18 protein-coding genes and 2 riboswitches are annotated in these 21,243 nt (G+C 50.7%); of the genes, 10 read left to right on the top strand and 8 right to left on the bottom strand.

Annotation, left to right across the window (positions count from 1 at the left end; all coding sequences use genetic code 11):
• Positions 1-34: 34 nt before the first annotated feature.
• Together ahcY and metK are read right to left on the bottom strand one after the other, a co-directional pair.
• On the bottom strand, positions 35-1,468 hold the full coding sequence (gene ahcY / locus DU481_RS04455; protein ID WP_317530645.1) for an adenosylhomocysteinase: 1,434 nt from the start codon (positions 1,466-1,468) through the stop codon (positions 35-37).
• Between the two features lie 19 nt (positions 1,469-1,487).
• Positions 1,488-1,566, bottom strand: a riboswitch (S-adenosyl-L-homocysteine riboswitch).
• A 49-nt stretch (positions 1,567-1,615) separates the two neighbouring features.
• Positions 1,616-2,779 (bottom strand): methionine adenosyltransferase, encoded by a 1,164-nt coding sequence (metK, locus tag DU481_RS04460; RefSeq protein ID WP_107804367.1) that lies wholly within the window; start codon positions 2,777-2,779, stop codon positions 1,616-1,618.
• 495 nt (positions 2,780-3,274) lie between these two features.
• Between metK and epsL the strand changes: the two genes are divergently transcribed.
• Together epsL and DU481_RS04470 are read left to right on the top strand one after the other, a co-directional pair.
• Positions 3,275-4,558 carry an XrtB/PEP-CTERM-associated polysaccharide biosynthesis outer membrane protein EpsL gene (gene epsL / locus DU481_RS04465; RefSeq protein WP_350132933.1) on the top strand — a complete coding sequence of 428 codons (1,284 nt, stop codon included), beginning with the start codon at positions 3,275-3,277 and terminating at the stop codon, positions 4,556-4,558.
• Positions 4,555-6,000: an undecaprenyl-phosphate glucose phosphotransferase gene (locus DU481_RS04470; protein WP_350132935.1), complete on the top strand. Its 1,446-nt coding sequence runs from the start codon at positions 4,555-4,557 to the stop codon at positions 5,998-6,000. The genes epsL and DU481_RS04470 overlap by 4 nt, the downstream gene beginning before the upstream one ends.
• A 21-nt stretch (positions 6,001-6,021) precedes the next feature.
• Here the strand turns inward: DU481_RS04470 and DU481_RS04475 are convergent, their stop codons facing one another.
• Positions 6,022-6,717 (bottom strand): alpha/beta hydrolase, encoded by a 696-nt coding sequence (locus tag DU481_RS04475; RefSeq protein ID WP_350132937.1) that lies wholly within the window; start codon positions 6,715-6,717, stop codon positions 6,022-6,024.
• 138 nt (positions 6,718-6,855) lie between these two features.
• On the opposite strand from DU481_RS04475, the gene DU481_RS04480 reads away from it, so the two are divergent.
• The gene (locus DU481_RS04480; RefSeq protein WP_350132939.1) at positions 6,856-7,902 is read left to right on the top strand and encodes a transglutaminase-like domain-containing protein; all 1,047 of its coding nucleotides are present in this window, start codon (positions 6,856-6,858) and stop codon (positions 7,900-7,902) included.
• Between the two features lie 169 nt (positions 7,903-8,071).
• On the opposite strand, the gene DU481_RS15555 is transcribed toward DU481_RS04480, so the two are convergent.
• The 5 genes from DU481_RS15555 to DU481_RS04500 all read right to left on the bottom strand — a co-directional run bounded on the left by DU481_RS15555 (position 8,072) and on the right by DU481_RS04500 (position 13,640).
• Positions 8,072-8,413: an SUMF1/EgtB/PvdO family nonheme iron enzyme gene (locus DU481_RS15555; protein ID WP_502889908.1), complete on the bottom strand. Its 342-nt coding sequence runs from the start codon at positions 8,411-8,413 to the stop codon at positions 8,072-8,074.
• A 75-nt stretch (positions 8,414-8,488) separates the two neighbouring features.
• Positions 8,489-10,807 carry an nSTAND1 domain-containing NTPase gene (locus tag DU481_RS04485; protein WP_502889909.1) on the bottom strand — a complete coding sequence of 773 codons (2,319 nt, stop codon included), beginning with the start codon at positions 10,805-10,807 and terminating at the stop codon, positions 8,489-8,491.
• Between the two features lie 156 nt (positions 10,808-10,963).
• Positions 10,964-11,641 (bottom strand): ATP-binding cassette domain-containing protein, encoded by a 678-nt coding sequence (locus DU481_RS04490; protein WP_350132941.1) that lies wholly within the window; start codon positions 11,639-11,641, stop codon positions 10,964-10,966.
• Positions 11,641-12,810 (bottom strand): ABC transporter permease DevC, encoded by a 1,170-nt coding sequence (devC, locus tag DU481_RS04495; RefSeq protein WP_350132943.1) that lies wholly within the window; start codon positions 12,808-12,810, stop codon positions 11,641-11,643. The genes DU481_RS04490 and devC overlap by 1 nt, the downstream gene beginning before the upstream one ends.
• Positions 12,807-13,640 (bottom strand): efflux RND transporter periplasmic adaptor subunit, encoded by an 834-nt coding sequence (locus tag DU481_RS04500; protein ID WP_350132945.1) that lies wholly within the window; start codon positions 13,638-13,640, stop codon positions 12,807-12,809. The genes devC and DU481_RS04500 overlap by 4 nt, the downstream gene beginning before the upstream one ends.
• 344 nt (positions 13,641-13,984) lie before the next feature.
• Positions 13,985-14,203, top strand: a riboswitch (cobalamin riboswitch).
• Positions 14,204-14,336: 133 nt separating this feature from the next.
• On the opposite strand from DU481_RS04500, the gene btuB reads away from it, so the two are divergent.
• From btuB to cobT, 7 genes are all read left to right on the top strand, one after another.
• Entirely contained in the window at positions 14,337-16,184 is a 1,848-nt protein-coding gene (gene btuB / locus DU481_RS04505; RefSeq protein WP_350132947.1) for a TonB-dependent vitamin B12 receptor, read from the top strand.
• A 15-nt stretch (positions 16,185-16,199) separates the two neighbouring features.
• Positions 16,200-16,781 (top strand): hypothetical protein, encoded by a 582-nt coding sequence (locus DU481_RS04510; RefSeq protein ID WP_350132949.1) that lies wholly within the window; start codon positions 16,200-16,202, stop codon positions 16,779-16,781.
• Between the two features lie 4 nt (positions 16,782-16,785).
• The gene (gene cobO / locus DU481_RS04515; RefSeq protein ID WP_350132951.1) at positions 16,786-17,391 is read left to right on the top strand and encodes a cob(I)yrinic acid a,c-diamide adenosyltransferase; all 606 of its coding nucleotides are present in this window, start codon (positions 16,786-16,788) and stop codon (positions 17,389-17,391) included.
• Between the two features lie 5 nt (positions 17,392-17,396).
• Positions 17,397-18,062, top strand: coding sequence for a 5,6-dimethylbenzimidazole synthase (gene bluB, locus DU481_RS04520; protein WP_350132953.1), 666 nt, complete (start codon positions 17,397-17,399; stop codon positions 18,060-18,062).
• Between the two features lie 100 nt (positions 18,063-18,162).
• Positions 18,163-19,644: a cobyric acid synthase gene (locus DU481_RS04525; protein WP_350132955.1), complete on the top strand. Its 1,482-nt coding sequence runs from the start codon at positions 18,163-18,165 to the stop codon at positions 19,642-19,644.
• Positions 19,641-20,171 carry a bifunctional adenosylcobinamide kinase/adenosylcobinamide-phosphate guanylyltransferase gene (gene cobU / locus DU481_RS04530; protein ID WP_350132957.1) on the top strand — a complete coding sequence of 177 codons (531 nt, stop codon included), beginning with the start codon at positions 19,641-19,643 and terminating at the stop codon, positions 20,169-20,171. The genes DU481_RS04525 and cobU overlap by 4 nt, the downstream gene beginning before the upstream one ends.
• Positions 20,168-21,241, top strand: a complete 1,074-nt coding sequence (gene cobT / locus DU481_RS04535; protein WP_350132959.1) for a nicotinate-nucleotide--dimethylbenzimidazole phosphoribosyltransferase — start codon at positions 20,168-20,170, stop codon at positions 21,239-21,241. Before cobU ends, cobT begins: the two co-directional genes overlap by 4 nt.
• The last annotated feature ends 2 nt before the right edge of the window (positions 21,242-21,243 follow it).

Consider the following 21,243-nt stretch of genomic DNA (forward strand, 5'->3'; position numbering starts at 1 on the left):
CATACACCCGTTCTTCCAGTAAAAAGATAGACGATTAGTACCGGTACATTTCAGGTTTGAATGGACCGTTTTTGCTCAATCCCAGGTAATTGGCCTGTTCATCCGTCAATTCGGTGAGTTTCACACCCAATTTACCGATGTGCAAACGCGCCACTTTTTCATCCAAGTGTTTAGGCAATACATAAACATTTTTCTGATAATTTGCGCCATTCTGCCATAGCTCCATTTGCGCCAATACTTGGTTGGTAAACGAGCTGGACATCACGAAAGAAGGATGGCCGGTCGCACAACCCAAATTCACCAGCCTGCCTTGCGCCAGAACGATGATGCGGCGTCCGGTCGGAAATATGACGTGATCCACTTGCGGCTTGATATTTTCCCATTGGTATTTTTGAATGGATGCGATATCAATTTCCGAATCAAAGTGACCAATATTGCAAATAATGGCCTGATCCTTCATTTTCAGCATGTGATCATGCGTGATGACCCGCAGATTACCAGTTGCGGTAACAAAGATATCCGCTTGACTGCACGCATCGTCCATCGTCACTACGCGATATCCTTCCATCGCAGCTTGCAACGCACAAATCGGGTCAATTTCAGTGATCCAGACAGTCGCACCCAAACCTCGCAGTGATTGCGCACAGCCTTTGCCAACATCACCATATCCGCAAACCACAGCGATTTTACCGGCAATCATGACATCCGTTGCACGCTTGATACCATCAACCAGGGATTCCCTGCAACCGTACAAATTATCAAATTTTGATTTCGTGACGGAGTCATTCACGTTGAAAGCAGGAAACGGCAATTCGCCATTTTTTTGCATTTCATATAAACGGTGCACTCCGGTCGTGGTTTCTTCTGTTACACCGCGTATCCTGGCCAGATTGGTTGAATACCAATTGGGTTCGGTCGCTAATTTCTTTTTGATCGATGCAAATAATGCGGTTTCTTCCTCATTGCCCGGATTCGCAATAACCGCAGGATTTTTCTCGGCTTTTGTACCCAGGATCAACAATAACGTCGCATCGCCGCCATCATCCAGAATCATATTGGCGCCGACCGATTGACCGGCAGCCGTCCATTCAAAAATCTTGTGCGCGTATTCCCAGTAATCTTCAAGCGACTCGCCCTTATAGGCGAATACCGGAATATTTCTGGCAGCAATCGCAGCAGCTGCGTGATCCTGAGTGGAAAATATATTGCAGGAAGCCCAGCGCACTTCGGCACCGAGTGCTACCAGTGTTTCGATCAACACCGCCGTTTGAATCGTCATATGCAAAGAACCGGCAACCCTGGCACCTGCCAGTGGCTTTTGGTTCGCATATTCTTTACGTAATGCCATTAAACCCGGCATCTCCGTTTCAGCGATCGCGATTTCTTTACGACCCCATTCCGCCAATGCAATATCGGCAACCTTATAGTCAGTAAAGAAACTACCATCGGAATTAAGCACAGCGTTCATAATAATTATCTCCTCAATTTATGAACGAGCGCCGTTGTGACAAATACCCGCCTATGCTGAGCCTCGCGGAACCAGCCGCTGCAGCGCTCCTCACCATAGGGGAAAACCAATTAAAGGTTATTGATGTCGGCAAAGATTACAGAAAATTTAGAGACCGGCATCAGCACGTAATTGTGCGGCCTTATCCGTAGCTTCCCAGGTAAATTCAGGAAGTTCACGTCCAAAATGCCCATAAGCAGCTGTTTTAGCATAGATCGGACGTAACAAGTTAAGCGCATGAATGATGCCGCGTGGGCGTAAATCAAAATGCTTTTCGATGAGTTGAACAATCTTTTCATCGGCAATTTTACCCGTGCCGAATGTATTGACCATCAATGAAACAGGACGTGCAACACCAATGGCATAAGCCACCTGCACTTCGCATTTACTCGCAATTCCTGCTGCCACGATATTTTTAGCCACATAACGTCCGGCATAGGTCGCCGATCGATCAACCTTGGATGGGTCTTTGCCGGAAAAAGCGCCGCCGCCATGATGCGCTGCACCGCCGTAGCTATCGACAATGATCTTGCGCCCGGTCAAACCGCAATCGCCCATCGGACCACCCACTACAAAACGCCCGGTGGGGTTCACCAAATATTGAATACGATTACTGATCATCGAAGCAGGCAGTACCGGTTTAATGACTTCTTCAATAACCGCTTCGCTCAAAGCGGAGTGTGAAATATCCGGATCATGCTGAGTGGAAATCACCACTGTTTCGATTTGCTGCGGCTTACCGTTCTGATAACGCACCGAAACTTGCGATTTGGCATCAGGGCGCAGCCAAGGCAATTGGCCTTTTTTTCTCAATTCAGCTTGCCGTTCAACCAAACGATGCGCATAAAAAATGGGCATGGGCATTAATTGCGGTGTTTCGTCGCAAGCATAGCCAAACATAAGGCCCTGATCGCCCGCTCCTTGTTCCATTTCTTCTTCTTTGGAACGATTAACACCTTGGGCGATATCTGGCGATTGTTTGTTGAATGCGGTCAATACAGCGCATGTGGTCGAATCGAAACCGATATTAGAACTGGTATAACCAATATTTTTAACCGTTTCACGCGCAATGATATTGTAATCAACCGATGCATGGGTTGTTATCTCGCCTGATAATACAATCAACCCGGTACTGCACAACGTTTCGCACGCAACCCGCGCGTTAGGATCTTGACTCAGAATTGCATCCAATACAGCATCAGAAATCTGATCGGCAACCTTGTCAGGATGTCCTTCAGAAACAGACTCAGAAGTAAAAAGATATTCACTCATAATTTAACCAATAAAGTAATGATAAGTTTTAAGTATAGCGGATTGTGTCTTTGAAAATAGAACTCTGTCAATTTCGACAATGCTATTGTGACGGAAGAATTGAGCTATGTATCATGGAAATAGACAGTGATTTGCTGATTTATTCATTGCGCTGTCAATAGCAATGTGCTTTATGCTTGCATTTATTTGCTGGGCCAATCGACAATTCCATTGCTTTCCGAAAATGAATTCTCTATTCAATCCAGCTTATATATATCAGCCTTGAAGCATGTATTACCCTTTCGCACCCGTTAGCCGTAAGAAATTCTAACCCAATTTGTTAAAAATATCGAATAAGGAACCGTAGAGAAGCGAAGAAGTGTTTTTTCTTATCGAAAAGGTGTTGTTAAAAATAATTTTATGAGAACATGTTATGGGAAGGTTGGGTTCTGTCAAACGCATTGATTTTTGTCCACTGGAAACTCTAAGAATCTCAAGTTAATGAACCATCAATTCATGGAAGTTACATTTACTCGTATCGCTCAGTCCATTACGCCTATCGCAATCTGCTTCTCACGAATCACCCGGCTGCAGGCGCTCACGGCTGCGGGAATGGTATTGCTGCTGTGCAGCCACACCGCATGGGCCGCTGCATTTGGCAAGTTGATACAGCCTTTTGGCAGCTATGGCTTTACCGCGGATGACAATATATTGCGTATACGCGACAGAATGCCCACAACAGCACTGGGTACGAATAATCTTTTTGATATCTCCCATCGTTTTACCGGCGGCGTGATGTTTGAGAAAGAAGTCGGACGGCAACGCTTGAATGCGAATTTAAACTGGACGCACACCCGGTTTGAGAGATTCGATCAGATGAATAATAATCTGAAGAATTTCAGTGGCAGCTGGCATTGGTTTCTTGGTAACCGCCTGGAAGGTAATATGGGTGCAAGTTATGTGCAGTCGCTAGCACCGTTCTTGTTTCAGCCGGGTGTTAAAAATGTGAGAACCGAGCAAACCGAGTTTTTTAACGCCAGCTGGAGTCTCCATCCACGCTGGCGCTTGAATGGCGCTTACACCCGCTACGATCTCAATTCAAACAGTCCCAATTTGCGCTTTCTTAACCGTACTGAAGACCGCTTCGAAGGCGGAATCGATTTTGTGACATCAGGCAGAAATACCATCGGCGTGCTGTTTCGCGGCACCATCGGTGATTTTCCGGTTCGTGTTCTGGCAGCCGATGGTTCATTCACAGACAATAGTTATCATCAAAAAGAGGCATTGGCAAAAATCAACTGGGCCGTATCTGCCAAATCGAATCTTTACGGAACGGGCGGATGGGTAGAGCGGACCAATGCAAGTTTCCCCGCACGTAACTTTAACGGATTTAATGCCCGTCTAATCTATAATTGGCAACCCACGGACCGGGTTGGATTATCGGTGAGCGGATGGCGCGAGACCGCTGCAATGCAAATGCTTACCGCCAGCTTCAGCCTTAACACAGGGGGCAGTTTTGCACCGTATTGGGATATCACACGAAAAGTGAAGCTTCAAGGAGATTTTTTATATCAAGATATGAAATTTGATAATTTTTCAATTTTCACCGATTCTCTCTTTCCGATCGGTACACACAATACGCTTCGCAATGCCACGGTAAGACTCACATACACCCCTTATCCCGGTTTGCAACTAATGGCCTCGGTCTATCACAATGATTTACAAACCAATAACAGGTTGGGTGGATTTAATGCCAATGGCGCCAATATCAATCTGCAATACACGTACGGAAAACGATGACAGTTAACGATTTACCGATAGTAGCCTTTTTCAAGCATCTGCTCGATCCTTTTATCATCTGGAGCATGCTGATACTGACCGCCTGGTTGTACGATGAAGATTTCACCAGTTATTACCTGGTGCTGGTCATCATTACCTTTTTCGTTTCCACTTACATTTACGAGCGCATTCTCATTTACCGCAATTGGCGCAAGGGGCGTTTGTTCGCCTATATGCGCGATACAGTGGTGGGTTGGCTGATGATCATCGCCATCCTGGTGTTTCTGGGATATGCCACCAAATTTTACAACCAATTTTCTCCGCAAGTGCTGCTGACCTGGTTCATCGTTACACCGCTGATGCTGATTGCAAGCCACATTACGGTGCGAAGCATTGTCACCAATTTATACAACAAGGGTAAGCTGCGTTCGGCGATCGTGATCGGAGCGAACGAAAACAGTTTGGCATTCATCCGCCACATTGCCGAGCTGCCCTTTTTGCTGATCAGTTACCAAGGTTTCTTCGATGAGCGCAGCAGTTCGCGCATTGCTGGCAATTTCGGTTCTCAATCGGATGAACCGGCCGATCTTGCGGCAGCGACGGCTGTCAGCAGACCGGACGATTTCGGTTCGCGTTTGGGGGGATTGGATGATGTTGTGCCTTATATCCAGAAGCATAATACCGAGATGGTTTTCATCAGCCTGCCAATGTCGTCACAGCCGCGCATTCAGAAATTGATGGATGAGTTGCCGGATACCACGTCGTCGATCTATTTTCTGCCCGATATTTATATCTTCGATTTGATGCAGGCGCGTTTCGAGTACATCGGCGATACGCCGGTCGTGGCCATGAACGAGTCGCCTTTCATCGGTGTCGACGGTGTGGTGAAAAGTATCAGCGACTTTATATTGGCTGTGCTGATCATTATTTTGTTATCGCCCGTGATGGCGTGTATTGCCTTGGCGGTGAAAGTCACGTCGCCCGGCCCGGTGATCTTCAAGCAGCGCCGCTATGGTTTGAATGGCGAGGAAATCATCGTGTATAAGTTCCGCTCGATGACGGTGACCGAGGATGGCGCCACGATTCAACAAGCGAAACAGAATGATCAGCGTTTGACCAAAATCGGCGGCTTCCTGCGCCGCACGTCATTGGATGAGTTACCGCAATTCTTCAATGTGCTGGAAGGCAAAATGAGCATCGTCGGCCCGCGTCCGCACGCGGTGGCGCATAATGAGCTCTACCGCAAGTTGATCAAGGGTTATATGCTGCGCCATATGGCTAAACCCGGCATCACCGGCTGGGCCCAGGTCAACGGCTGGCGCGGTGAAACCGATGTCCTGGAAAAAATGAAAGCCCGCATCGAACACGATCTCTACTACCTCAAAAATTGGTCTATCTGGCTCGACCTCTGGATCATCTTCAAAACCGTCTGGATCGTGCTCCGAAAAGATAATGCTTACTAGCTTCAACCGCTGGGAGAATCGCTAACCGATGATATGCCGCAGCCAGCGGCTAATATCCGCAATTTCGGCTTCGCATACACTATGCGCCATGGGATATTCATACCATTCGAGCGGATAATCGGCTGCCAGCAATTTATCGCGAGACACCGCAGCATGCGAAAGCGGTATTACCGGATCATAAATACCATGCGCCATGAATACTGGTGTCGTTGCATTCGCCACGCAGGCTTCCACTGCGAGAGTTTCCGCGAGCGGCAAATAACATGACAAGGCGATAATGCCGCCCAGCGGATTGTTTTGACGCAATCCGGTCTGCAACGCCATTGCGCCGCCTTGCGAGAACCCGGCGAGAAAGATGTGACCAGAAGGAATACCGCGCTGCATCTCTCTTTCAATCAAAGCATCCAATGCTTCTTGCGAATCCCGGATACCGGATTGATCCTCAGGATCGTTAAAGTCTGCGCGATAAATATCGTACCAGGCACGCATGACATAGCCATTATTAATCGTAACCGGACGCTCCGGCGCATGCGGAAAAACAAATCGAATCGACGCACCGGGCGGCAGCGTCAGTTCATTGATGATCGGTACGAAATCATTGCCGTCAGCCCCCAAACCGTGCAACCACACTATGGTATGCGCCGGTGAGCCGCCGGTTTCAATTTCCACAGCAGGTAATAAATCAATTGCTTTCTTCATCGATAGAAAAATACCCATTCACATTGCATTGACATAAAAAATCGATCAGATAAAATTCCGCAACTCAACGAATTCACCATAAAGGAAGTTATGAAACGCAGGGATTTTATAAAATTAATCGGCACAAGTGTACTCTCTTTCCCTGCTTCATCCTTAATGGCTAAGCAACTGCTCTCTTCGGATTTCAGCAACTGGACCAGTTACCGCCTGAGTTATCAAATCGATCTTCCGGCTAAAGGTAATTCAGCCCGTTTATGGCTCCCGCTCCCTGACACCAATGATTCCTCTTTTCAATTCACGCAAGGCAGTAACTGGAGCGGTAATGCGAGCAAAGCATCATTTTCTACCCTAGGTGCGAATCCCTTCCCGGCATTCAAGGCGGAATGGCACGGCAAACCCAAAAGTGGCCAACGCCATGTCAGCGTCAGTTGCATTGTAAAAACATCTCATCATTCCTTTGATCTGGCGCATTATCCCGCTATCAAGAATTCAGCGTTGCCCAATAGTATCAAGCATTATATTAACCCGACGCATTTGAAACCGACCAATGGCATTGTGCGTGAAACCGCTCATGCCATTTTGAAAGAAAAACATGCCGAAACGACAGTACAACAAGCAAAAGCAATCTATGATTGGGTAATCGATAATGCGCAATACGATGAAAACACACGGGGACGCGGTCAAGGCGATGTTAGAGCCATGCTCGAGAAAAATGAACTCAACGGAAAGTGCGTTGATTTGAATTCATTATTTGTCGCGCTGGCCAGAGCGGCCAATATCCCCGCACGTAACCAATACGGTATTCGTATCAATGAATCAAGCCTGCACGACTCCATCGGGCAATATGGCGATATCAGCCAATCGCAGCACTGCCGCGCGGAATTCTTTCTGGCCGGGCACGGTTGGATACCGGTCAACCCGTCCGATGTACGGCAAGTATCCAAACTGGAAAAACTTCCGCTGGACGATGCAAAAATCATGCAATTAAGAGAAAAATTCTTCGGCAGCTGGGAGATGAATTGGTTGACGTTCAACCACGCCGAAGATCTCGCGCTGAATCCTGGTAATGCCGCCAGCAAATTGCCATTCTTCATGTATCCGCAAGCGGAAATTGACGGAAAACTCTTGGATAGTCTGGATCACAAAAACTTCTCATACAAAATCACTTCTGGTGAACTCGTCGGTACCGGTGCTAAGTTTTAGCTCGAGAAAAGATTTCTTTTTCGCGTCGAACCCGCTTCCCCTCGCGGATAGAAGAGATCGTTTGACCGTGGGCGGTGGGTCTTATGATCCTGAACAATTAACCGTAATTTATAAAACCATCCTTACCTGCATAATCGCTTGAGAAGTCGCGCGTCCGGCTTTTCGGTGTTTAGCGTTCCGGCGCATCCGCATCCATCGGTGCAGCAGGCAGCATTTCATTGAAAGGGGACTCACATAACACCCGGAAACCGATAACGCTGCTACGATTGACCAAATGACTGTAGCTGCTCGCTGTCGAGCGCACGTTATCCAAATCATTTTTCCAGAAACCGCGGCACATTACGCGGAATTGAATGCTCTCTAAGGAAATATCACTGCGTGGATAGTCCGTATTCAGACACCATTGCCAAATGTTACTTGCCATATCGCCAACGCCGAACGGATTATGACTCAGCGGGTACAAACCGAGCGCCACCATGCATCTAATACTTGCCCCATGAACTTGCCCCATGATACTAGCCAGATCTGGATGCCTCGCACCTCTCCAAGGAAGATCCTGCCCGGTACTGCCGATGGCAGCCCATTTTCATTCCCACTCGGCCGGTAACCGAATGATCTGATTACGTTTCACACTCAACCAACGGCAGAACGCCACAGCATCGTACCAGGAAACGTTGATCGCCGGATAATTAGCAAACTCCCACAGTAAATTTCCGGGATTATCTGTTTTATGCAAATCCTGCCACCAAGCTTCATTGCGATAACCATCCGCTGCATCCATAAATGCACAGTATTGCGACCAACTGATTGGATAGCGGGCAATACGGAAAGGTGAAATTTGGAAATAATCACCAGTTTCCAGTGTCACTTCTCCAGCCGGTATATCGATCCACGTAATGTCCGGTAATCCCTGCGAATCTAGGCCGACGCCGCGACGCGGATCGCCAAATTGATTCAAACGCAAACCGATTTCTTCACGCCGTTGATGCGATGTAACGTCGTTGTGGAGTTCGTCGAGCAATCGGAGCGGCTCCGGATATAAAAATTGCCGCAACGGTAGTTCCAAGTTCGGCTCCAATGTTCGCCACAGCGCAATAGTTGGATCGCTGAAATTCGCTTCAAAAGGGGGTGCGTCAAGCCGGTGTAATTTCGCCAATGCTTGGATGGCAGTTTTTTGCCGCTCCCAGCCCCATTGCAATACCGTCAGGCGTTGCCAGTTGTGCCATTCATGTGCGGCTTGCTCAACTTGACGGCGCAGCGCTAGATCCCCAGCGTAGCGCGCGTGCCAATCTTTGAACCGTTGCCAGTGGCTGAACACCGCTTCGTGACCCACTTCAACCGTTACTGGTTGATCGTGATTGTCTTGGCGGCTGACCAGGATGCGCCGGTCGACCAGATGTTGCGCCAGCATTAATACCGGTTGCGGTAGTTCCTGTAGGTGCGCACGACGGCGCACCACCGCCAACGACCCGGTGCCGTCGTCAATGCGTTGCTCGACGCTGGCAATGGCGAGAAAAAAACGGGAAAAAACGTCATCATCCAGAGTGATCGTTTGTTGCGCGCAGTTTACTGCTTCTTCGGCCAGGCCGTCGATGGCGCCGGCGATGCCGCCGATCGCTTGATACGCGGCTTCGGTCAGTTCGTGGTCGTTTCTGCGCGCATATAACTGCGCCAGTGCAAATTCCGCCAATGCCAATGCGCCCGGTGCGGTGCCGGTATCGTTCAGAATGCGCTGCACCAGCCGCGGCGCAATGGTGAGTCCCGCGGCTTTGGCGGGCTCGATGATCATTTTCTCTATAGCAGCCGCACCCGGCGTGCCGACGGAATAATGTCCGCTACGCAGCAACGCCGCGCTGGTTTCGTCCCGCGGCCATTGGCTGTAGAAATCGGAGCGCATGGCAACAATGCAGCACAACCGAGGACTTGCCGCCGCGATAGCGAGTAGTTGAAAGAACGCATCGCGCGCCGCGGCATCGATTTTTGCCGCGAACAGTTCTTCAAACTGATCGGCAAACAACAGCAACTGCGCGTTCGCACCCAGCGGTTTTAAACTCTCTTCCGCGATGACTGCGATGCTTGTCGGATCGGCGCGTAACCGCTGCGACAGATCCGGTACGCGCCAATTGCAATCGGGAAAAGCTTTGCTCAAAGCGGCCGCCAGCGGCAGGAACGGATCGTCCCCCAATTCGCGCGGCAAGAAACTGGCGGTCACCCAGCGTATACCACCGATGTCGCTGGTGTGCAGCGCCGGAATCAAACCGGCGTACACCAGCGACGACTTGCCCGAGCCGGACGGCCCGATCACCGCGATGAAACGATCATTACGCGCCAGCAGCCGCTCGATCAAATCAGCGGTCTCGACAGCGCGCCCGAAGAAACGGTCGGATTCCTGCGGCTTGAATGCACGTAAACCGGGGTATGGTTCACCTTCGATGCGTTTAGGTGGCGACGTTTGTTTGCGCGAAAAATGACGGAAAAAAGCTTTTAGGACATGCCCTTTCAAATCTTCCGCCGTTTTAAAAATAGCTGCACGGCTGGTGATTTGCTGCCGGAAAGCTGCGATTAATTGCGGCGGATTTTCTCCGGTGACTGCATCATCGAAATTTCTTCTGATTTCGTCATCGTCTTTGATGAAAATCAAGGTAGGAATGCTACGTGCAACCGCTTCGCAATATTCCTGTTCTGTAATGGATTGAATTGCACCATCCGGTTTGTACCCGTAACGCCGCCCGACGATGCCGATATACAAATCGCATCTCGCAACATCGGCGAGACAACTATCCCGCACGCTGCGCTCGTCGGCGGTATAACTCTCGACCACGATGCATTCCCCGCTCAGCGCATCTTTAACGGCTTGGCGTTCGGGAATTAGATCGTTTAACGTCGATGAAAGGTAGACGAGCATGGCGATGGCAATTCAGGCATAGAAAAAGAATGTTGTTAATTACTTACGAAAAAAATTCTTTGCCGATCACGACATAGTTCTGTCTGATGGAAATTGTCTGATTTTATCAGAACCGCACATGCAGAAAATATCGTGCAATCAACAATTGACGCAAAATCAAACCGCTTTAATCACCCCATCTTCCAGTTCCACCACGCGATCCGCGATGTCCAGGATGCGATAATCATGCGTCACCAAAAGAATCGCAGTTTGCGATTCTTTGGCTAATCGTTTTAGCAGACTAACGGCTTCATAACCGCTTTGCTTATCCAGCGATGCGGTCGGTTCATCGGCCAGGATGATTTTAGGCTGCCCGACTAATGCACGCGCGATGGAAACACGTTGCAGCTGCCCTCCGGAAAGTTGCCCCGGTTTGTAATGCAGCCGGTCTCCCAGCCCCACTGCGATCAGCGCTTCCGCGGAGCGGTCGCGTCTTTGCTGTTCCGTCAGCGTGTTGATCATTTCTAGCGTCATGCTAACGTTCTGCAACGCCGTAAGCGACTTGAGCAAATTATGCTGTTGAAAAATATAACCGATCTGTTGCCGGGCATTGACTCTAATCTGCTCGCTGCTGTTGATGAGCTGTTGATCGAGGACTTTGACACTGCCGTGAAAGGCCTGGCGCAGACCGCCGATAATGGTCAGAAAAGTCGTTTTGCCGGATCCGGAAGGCCCGGTGATGAGTACGATCTCGCCTTTCCGAATGGAAAGGGTAATGTCTTTCAGCACCAGCTGCGTTAACGCGCCGCTGCCAAAGCTGAAATTCAAGTGCTCAACATCAATGACTGTAGGCATCAGAACATATCCGCCGGATTGGCGTCTTTCAGCTTACGAATTGCCAGCAACCCGGCCATGACGCACATGGAAAGAATAAATAGAAACACCGTGATGATTTTGCTCCAGAGCATCGGCATCGGCATGTACATTTGCGATTCAGCAAGGTGGTATAACCCCAAGGAAAGCACATAACCCGGAATGAACCCCAACACAGCCAGAAAGAAAGCCGAAGCAAACACTAGGCGGACAAAATAACCGTGCTCATAGCCCATGGCTTTCAGCGTGGCGAATTCGTTGCGATGATTGGCGATGTCGGTAAACAAAATCTGGTAGACAATCACCAGACCGACCACCCATCCCATGACCGTGCCAAAACCGAAAATAAACCCGATCGGCGCGGTATTGGCCCAATAATCCTTCTCATATTTCAGCAATTCTTCATAGCTAAAAATATTCACGAACTCGTTGAGCTGGCTCCTAAGTTCCGCTTTGACTTGCTGAACCGGCGCACCGGGATGGAGCTTGATGACGCCTATGTCGATCTCACCGAGATTCCTTCTGGGAAAGATGCGCATAAAATTTAAATCACTCGTCATCACATTGCCGTCAGCGGCAAACGACACGCCCAAGCGGAATAAGCCCACGATGTTCACCTTATAATCGTTAATTTCCGTGACATTCCGGCTTGCTTCGAGTAATTGGCGCATAGGGCCGAATTCCGGACGGGAGTATTCGTCAAACAGCACGGTATCCTTGAGCCGCAATTCATGCCGCTTGTTTTTGATCTCATCGACATTGAAAATCAGCGAATCCGGATCGAAACCGTAAACCATTAAGGTACGCTTGACCTGAGTATTAATATTTTTGAGCGGCGCCAACCCGAGATACAACGGATAAGCTTCCGCAACCGCCGGACTTCCTAGCACACGCATCAATTCGCTGCGCTTGAACTGGATCGGCCGCCACATGGCCTCGCTTTGCTTGTGCATCAAAAATAAATCACCGTTCAATTTGACCGGCGCGGAGGCTGCGCTGGCGTACAAGGAATCCTTGAAGCCCAGCTGCATGAACACCAAAACGCACGCAAACAATACCCCGCAAATCGCAGCTACCAGCTTGGATCGGTCAAAAATGAGCTGCCGCCAGGCCAGGCGGGCGGGAAAGTAAAACCAGGCCAGCTTATTCACGGCGCAATCCGCACCTTAACCTGCCGGAAAATCTGGTGCCGCAATTCCGCCACAGCCTCCGGTTCGAGCGTCAAACGCACTTCGATGATGCGATTATCCCGGTCGGCTAAGGGATCAGTATCGTTCAAATCGTTTTTCCGCACGAGAAATCCCAGTTCTCTCACCTGCGCCTGATAAGGCCGCTTGAAACCCACGGCATGGATACATCCAGATTGACCCACCTTGATCCGCAGCAAATCCGATTCATAAACCTCCGCGACAACATCCAGCTCGGTCAAATCCGCCATTTCCAGCACTCCCTTATCGCCAATCCGTTCTCCCGGGCGAGCAAAAATTTTTAATAAGGTACCGTCAATGGGTGCCACAATTTGCGTATTGTTCAGTTCCGCTGCGTTTATTTTCAGCTCAGATTGCGCTTGTGTAATCTCAGCCGACAAGCGCTTCAGATGAATTCCGGATTGTTCAAGCGCCAACCGTTTGGCATCGGCCAGCGAAACACTGGTAGCGGAGCTATGTTCCAATGATTGATAACGCAGGTATTCCCGTTTATTAAAAGCGAGCGCAGCTTGCTCCACAGCCCGCTGTGCTTCCAGCACCTTAATACGCGCTCTGGCGGCTTCCACTTGCGCCTTTTTCTTAAGATGATCGGACAGTATGGCTAATGTATCGCCCGCTTTAACTTGATCGGTTTCCTGAAAAAAAAGCTGTTCAACTCGCGCACCTTCGGGACCTGCATTATGGGAAATTTTAATTACCCGGGAACGCGGTTCAATGCGTCCCAATGCACCAATGCCCAGCTTCGCATCAAGCGAGCATCCCGCCTCTGCCAACGCATAAGAACTGCATAGAATCAGGCTGATAGCAGCGAAAATAGAGCAACTTACTTTAACGTACATAAATAGAGTTTTTTATTTTGATCGATTCATTCAAAAACTTGATTGTCTTATTTTTCATACTAGTCCATGTTCAAACAAATATCGCTATGCCGCACAAATTAAGATTATGCATGAATGGATACGAAATCGTCATACGCATCTCATAACCACCGGATAACTTCGGCTCTTATCGGTGATTCCATGTAGGCAATCAATCCGGCAAACGGGTGAATCCAATAAAGATGACAATCCCCTTAATACAGACAATTTCTTGACAGATACATCAGTGGTCGGGTATGTTTCGCGCTCACATTTCAGGTGCCTTCAAGGTTTCGTTCTTGAAGGTTAAACGGGAAGCCGGTGCGTCTGATTCGAATCAGGCAATGCCGGCACTGCCCCCGCAACGGTAAATGAGTTAATCATCTGCATCGTGCCACTGTGTAACAACACGGGAAGGCGCAGATTTGGAATAGCTTCCGCTCATAAGTCCGGAGACCGGCCCGAAGTGAACATTACTACGGTATTGCGGCGGGCAATCAGTGGCATTTTGACCGGTTTTCATTGCACGGACCGGTTTTCTGTCCATTTCCAATTTCCCTTCGCATTCCTTAATCATTGATAACGCGCGGGTGTGCGCGAAGGGATCAATTCATGCAAAAATGCCGTCTAGCGGCGATGGCTGTGCTGTGGCTCGGCACGACTCTGAATGCGTATGCCGCGAATGAAGATCATCAGGAGAAACCGGTGATTGTGACTGCAACGCGCACGGCGCAAACCGCCGATGCTTCGTTGGCTTCGGTCACGGTCATTTCGCGCCAGGACATCGAACGCCAACAGGCGCGTTCAATTCAGGATTTGTTCCGTGGTGTGCCGGGAATGAGCATCTCGAACAATGGCGGCGCCGGTAAAGACACCGCTGTGTTCATGCGCGGCAGCGAATCCGATCAAGTGCTCGTGATGATCGACAACATCAAGGTAGGTTCCGCCACTTCGGGCACTACGGCGTTTGAAAACATTCCGATCGATCAGATCGAGCGCATCGAAATCGTGCGCGGCCCGCGCTCCAGTTTATATGGCTCCGAAGCCATCGGCGGCGTGATTCATATCATTACGCGCAAAGGCAGCGGCAGCGGATTTAAACCGAATTTCAACTTCGGCGGTGGCAGTTACGGAACTTTGGAAGGCGCCACCGGATTCGCGTACAGCGGCAAGCAGAGCTGGTTGAATATGACCGCCAGCGGCATCGGCACGCGCGGGTTTAATGCCTGCAACGGCTCCAGCGATGCCGGTTGTTTTGTCGATTCATCCGATCCCACGTTATACGACCGGGACGGTTACCGCAATACCGCCGGTTCCGCGCGCGCGGGATACCGTTTTCAAAACGGACTGGAAATCGACGGCAATTTTATGCGATCCGCGGGCAAAACCGAATTCGATGGCAGTTTCGTCAACAAAGGGATTGTGATGCAGCAAGTTTTTGGTGGCACGGCGCGCTATTCGCCGCTCAAATTCTGGCGCATCAATCTGATCGGCGGCAGCAGCCGTGAGGATACCGATAATTTTCTCAACACGCTGTTTCAAAGCCGCTTCAATACCACGCGCAATACCATTTCGGTATTGAACGATTTCACCATCAATCCGAAAAACTTGCTGACCATCGGCATGGATTATCAGAAAGATCACATTAATAGCACAGAAGCTTTTTCCGTGAATTCACGTACCAATTGGGGTGTTTTCGCGCAGCATCAAGCCACCGTTGCCAAACATAATTTTCAGTTGTCGCTGCGGCATGACGATAACCAGCAATTCGGCAGCCGGGTGACCGGCGGCACGGGCTGGGGTTACTCGCTCACCGATAATGTCCGCCTGCTGGCCAATTTTGGTAGCGCCTTCAAAGCACCGACATTCAATGAATTGTATTTTCCCGGCTTCAGCAATCCGCATCTGCGTCCGGAAGATTCGCGCAGTTTTGAGTTCGGTACGCGCGGCAATGCAACTTGGGGAACTTGGTCGTTGAATATCTATGAAAATCACATCTACCACTTGATCGCTTACGATGCCAGCATCTTCGCTCCCGCCAACGTCGATCAGGCGCGTATTCGCGGTTTTGAAGGCATACTCAGCACACAAATCAAAGGCTGGCAATTCAATACCAACCTGACGCTGATGGATCCCGAAAATCGTTCATCCGGACCAAATCGCGGTAATATACTGCCACGGCGCGCCGCAGAATCGTTCCGGCTGGAAGCCGACCGGCAATTCGGCCAATATCGGCTGGGCGCTATGCTATTGGTCGAAGGCCAACGCTATGACGATTTGGCCAATACCCGCAAGCTGGACAGTTACGTCAAATTCGACCTGCGTGCCGAATATAATCTGAGTAAGCATTGGCGCTTACAAGGGCGGATTGAAAATTTATTTAATGAGCACTACCAAACCGCTGCATTCTACAATCAACCAGGGCGGAATTTTTTCGCTATGTTGCGTTATCAACCCTAACATAAGGAGTTAAACATGCTGACTTTATCCACTCGTCATCAAATCGCTATTGGCTTGCTACTGGCAATCTTAATGATGCTCACCCGCAGCCATCATTTTGCCACCTTGTATAACCTTGCTGACGCTTCCTGGGCGGTTTTCTTTCTGGCAGGTATTTATCTGCGTTCCGCATGGCCGTTGTTGGGATTCTTTGCTTTGGGCTGGGGATTGGATGTTGCCGCCACTACCTGGGGCGGTGTCAGTGATTTTTGCATGACGCCGGCCTATTTCTTCTTACTGCCGGCTTATGCGTCGTTATGGCTGGCCGGACGCTGGTATGCCAAGCGGCACCAATTCGCCTGGAACACCGTCCTGCCGCTTTCCGCCAGCATCGTGGCCGGTTTAACGCTGTGTGAATTATTTTCCGGCGGCGGGTTTTACTTTTTCTCCGGCCGCATTGCCGAAACCAGTTTCGCTGAATTCGGTACGCAACTGATCAAATACTTCCCGCTTTATATTGAAACCTTCGTATTTTATGCCGGTATCGCTGCCGTGATTCACGTGCTGTTTACGCTGATTGCGCAGCAACTCAATCCACGCAACACTTCGGCAGGATAACGTCATGACCGATTCCGGACGCGCAGAGCGTTATCGCACACGTATGCAGCGCAAAAAGGAAGTGATTGATGAGGCGATTGCACGTGCCGACCGCGAACAAGGCTTATTGCTGATTCTCACCGGCAACGGCAAAGGCAAATCCAGTTCGGCCTTCGGTATGATGGCACGGGCACTGGGACATGGCATGCGCGTCGGCGTAGCACAATTCATCAAAGGCCGCTCGGATACCGGTGAAGAAGCTTTCTTCCGCAAACAACCCGATGTCGTCTGGCATGTTCTTGGCGAAGGTTTCACTTGGGATACGCAGAACCTGGAACGCGACACGGAAACTGCGCAGCGCGGTTGGGCTGTGGTGCAGGAAATGCTGCGCGACCCGTCGCTGGATTTAATCATCCTCGACGAATTAACGTATCCGATCAAATTCGGCTGGTTGGATCTGGATACTGTTCTGAATGACCTGAGAAACCGCCCGGCCATGCAGCATGTCGTCATTACCGGGCGCGGTGCGCCCGAAGCGCTGTGTGAAGCGGCGGATACCGTGACTGAAATGACCGACGTCAAACACGCCTACCGGGCGGGCGTTCAGGCGCAAAAAGGAATCGATCTGTAGCCACTATGCATAACAGCCATCGCTTCAGTGATAGCGAACGTGCCGCTATCTATCGCGTGATCGCCGAACGCCGCGACATGCGGCATTTTCTGCCCGATCCGGTTGATCCTTGGGTATTGAAGCGCCTGCTCGCTGCCGCACACCAAGCGCCCAGTGTTGGCTTGATGCAGCCGTGGCGGTTTATCCGCATCACCGATCCGCAGTTGCGCACGACTATCGCAGCCCACGTGGAAGAAGAGCGGCACCGCACCGCCGCTGCACTGGCGGAACGCAGCGACGAATTCATGCGTTTGAAAGTCGCCGGTATTCTGGAATGTGGAGAACTGCTGGTCGTTGCATTGAGCGACCGGCGCGAGCAACACATTTTTGGCCGCCGCACCTTGCCTGAAATGGATCTGGCTTCAGTCGCCTGTGCGATCCAGAATTTTTGGCTGGCCGCACGCGCCGAAGGATTGGGCATGGGCTGGGTGTCATTGTTCGATCCCATGCAGTTGGCTGAATTACTCGACATGCCTTCCGGTAGTAAGCCGGTCGCTATTTTATGTCTAGGCCATGTCGAAGCCTTTTATCCCGCGCCGATGCTGAAGCTGCAAGGCTGGGCCGAAGAACGTCCGCTGCAAGAATTGCTTTTTCACAATCGCTGGAGCAACTCGGCGGTACCACCGGAATGAGTATCACGCAGACTGTTTCTTCAGCATGGCTGCATGGCGGCACCTGGGGCACGCTTTGACCCTCATTCAACATCTTCCCTAACTTGGCAGAACACCCGCGATGAATACGCAAACACTGATGGTTCAAGGCACCACGTCAGATGCTGGCAAAAGCATGCTGGTCACGGCGTTGTGCCGCTGGCTATCGCGCCAGGGTGTTCGCGTCGCGCCGTTCAAATCGCAGAATATGGCCCTTAACAGTGTCGTCACCGCCGATGGCGGGGAAATCGGCCGGGCTCAGGCAGTGCAAGCCCTTGCCGCCGGACTGGCGCCGCATACCGACATGAACCCGGTATTGCTGAAACCCAATACCGATAAAAAAGCGCAAATCATCATTCACGGTCATGCCATCGCCAATATGGATGCTGGTATTTTTCACGACTATAAATCGATTGCACTAAAAGCGGTGCTGGAATCGTATACGCGACTCAGTAATCAATACGAACGGATCATAGCCGAGGGCGCGGGTTCACCAGCGGAAATTAATCTGCGTGCCCACGATATTGCCAATATGGGCTTTGCCGAGGCGGTCGATTGTCCGGTCATTCTCATTGCAGATATCGACCGCGGCGGTGTATTCGCGCACTTCGCCGGCACATTGGCATTATTGAGCGAAAGCGAACAAGCGCGCATTCAAGGTTTTGTCATCAACCGCTTCCGCGGCGATAAAGCATTGCTCGATCCCGGATTGGATTGGCTGGAGCAATATACCGGCAAACCGGTGCTGGGCGTATTGCCTTACTTGCAAGGCTTGCACCTGGAAGCCGAAGACGCTTTGCCCGGCTCCGCTGCTTCAACCGTATCGCCGGAGCAGAAACTCTTCCGGATCATCGTCCCGGCACTACCGCGTATCAGCAATCACACCGATTTCGATCCGTTGCGGTTACATCCGCAAGTTCACGTGCAATTTATCGGTCCCGGCGAAACCATTCCGCCAGCGGATTTGATCATCCTGCCAGGCTCAAAAAGCGTATGCGCAGATTTGGATTGGTTACGCCAGCAAGGTTGGGAGCCTGCAATCTGCCGCCATTTACGCTACGGCGGTAAATTGCTGGGCATTTGCGGCGGTTTCCAAATGCTCGGCCAATGGATTCATGACCCCATCGGTCTTGAAGGCGATGCCGGTAGCGCACCAGGACTCGCTTTTTTCGATATGGAAACGACACTGGCAGCGGATAAAATTCTGCGCAATTGCCAGGGACGCTTATCTTTGAACGATACGATCGTGACAGGTTATGAGATCCATGCGGGAATTACTACTTATCACACACGCTATCAGTCGCTTATCCATTTAGCGCAAAGTCAGGATGGCGCAATTAGCGATGATGGTTTAATCGCAGGAACGTATTTGCATGGCATTTTCACATCCGCTGCCGCTTGCCGCGAATTACTGACCTGGGCCGGACTGGTTGATCAACACAGCATGCCCGATTACCCGTCGATATGTAATGCTGCAATTGATCGGTTAGCCGATTGTGTCGAGCAATACCTGGATACCGCGCGAATGAACCAGTTGCTCAACCTACCTGTGCGGATATCATGACATCCGTCCGGACTTTGATTCTGGGTGGTGTACGTTCCGGCAAGAGCCGGTTAGCCGAACGTTTGGCGCTGGAGAGTCAATTGCCGGTCATATACATCGCCACCGCCACCAGCGAGGACGACGAAATGCACGCAAGAATTGCTGCGCACCAGGCGCGGCGTCCTGATCACTGGCAAGTCATCGAGGAGCCTCTGCAACTGGCTTCCGTATTGACGCAGCATGCCAACAACGAGTGTTGTCTATTGATTGATTGCTTGACACTCTGGTTGACGAATTGGTTGATCCACCCGGAAGTCGAGCGATTCGATGCCGAACGCGTGGCATTCCTCACTGCCCTCTCCCAGGTAACCAGCAAGCTGATTTTGGTCAGCAATGAAACGAACATGGGCGTTATTCCGATGGGGGAATTGAGCCGCCGCTATTGTGACGAAGCCGGTAAATTACATCAAGAAGTGGCGCAACACTGCGATCAAGTCATTTTAACCGTTGCCGGTCTGCCTCTGGTGCTTAAAGGAGAGCCGGTATGACGCAACCGGCTGCTCTTCATTGGCTCAGCACTCCACCGGCCGTTCCGAACCAGGAAATGCGCCAATTGGCTGAGCAACGCCAAACACAACTCACTAAGCCACCCGGCTCTCTCGGTCGTTTGGAAGAACTCGCCATCCGGCTCGCTGCGCTGCAAAATACATTGCAGCCCGGTGCCGATCGCGTGCACATCGCCATATTTGCCGCCGATCATGGGGTTGCCGCCGAAGGTGTTTCAGCGTTTCCGCAATCAGTCACTGGCGAGATGATCAGAAACTTCACCCGCGGCGGCGCAGCCATCAATGTTCTGGCGCGCGCATTGAATGCTTCACTGGAGATCATTAACTTGGGAACAGTACACGATACGCAAGCACTGGCCCAAGTGCGGCATTGTCATTTGGGACCGGGTACGGCCAATTTTGTTCATCAGCCCGCGATGACCTGGGAACAATTGAGTCAAGCATTCCAAGCGGGTTTTGAAACCACTGAACATGCACATCAGACCGGTCAGCAGCTCTTTATCGGCGGGGAAATGGGGATCGGCAATACCACCAGCGCCACCACGTTGGCGTGTCTTCTACTGAATGAGCAACCGGAACGGCTGACCGGACGAGGCACCGGATTGGATGAACAAGGCATCGCGCATAAAATAACAATCATCGCGCGTACATTATCATTGCACCGGCCGCAAACGGATTCGCCCTTGGACGCATTGCGCCGCGTTGGCGGGTTTGAGATTGCCGCATTGACGGGGGCTTATATCCATGGCGCTCAACTAGGCTTGCCACTGCTGATTGACGGATTTATCAGTACGGTCGCGGCATTAGCCGCTGAACATGTTGTTCCGGGATGTAAAAATTGGTTTATTTTTTCCCATCAATCTTCCGAACTGGGACACGCACTCGTGCTTAAAGCACTCAATGCCGATCCGCTTATCGATTTGCAGATGCGTCTTGGAGAAGGCAGCGGCGCAGCCGTCACGTTGAATCTATTACGCATGGCATGCAAGTTGCATAATGAAATGGCGACTTTCTCCGAAGCGCAGGTTTCGCAACAAAGTGAGCTTTCGTAGTA

Origin of the sequence: Nitrosomonas sp. (assembly GCF_040240425.1) — a bacterium.
In the GTDB taxonomy this organism is placed as follows: domain Bacteria; phylum Pseudomonadota; class Gammaproteobacteria; order Burkholderiales; family Nitrosomonadaceae; genus Nitrosomonas.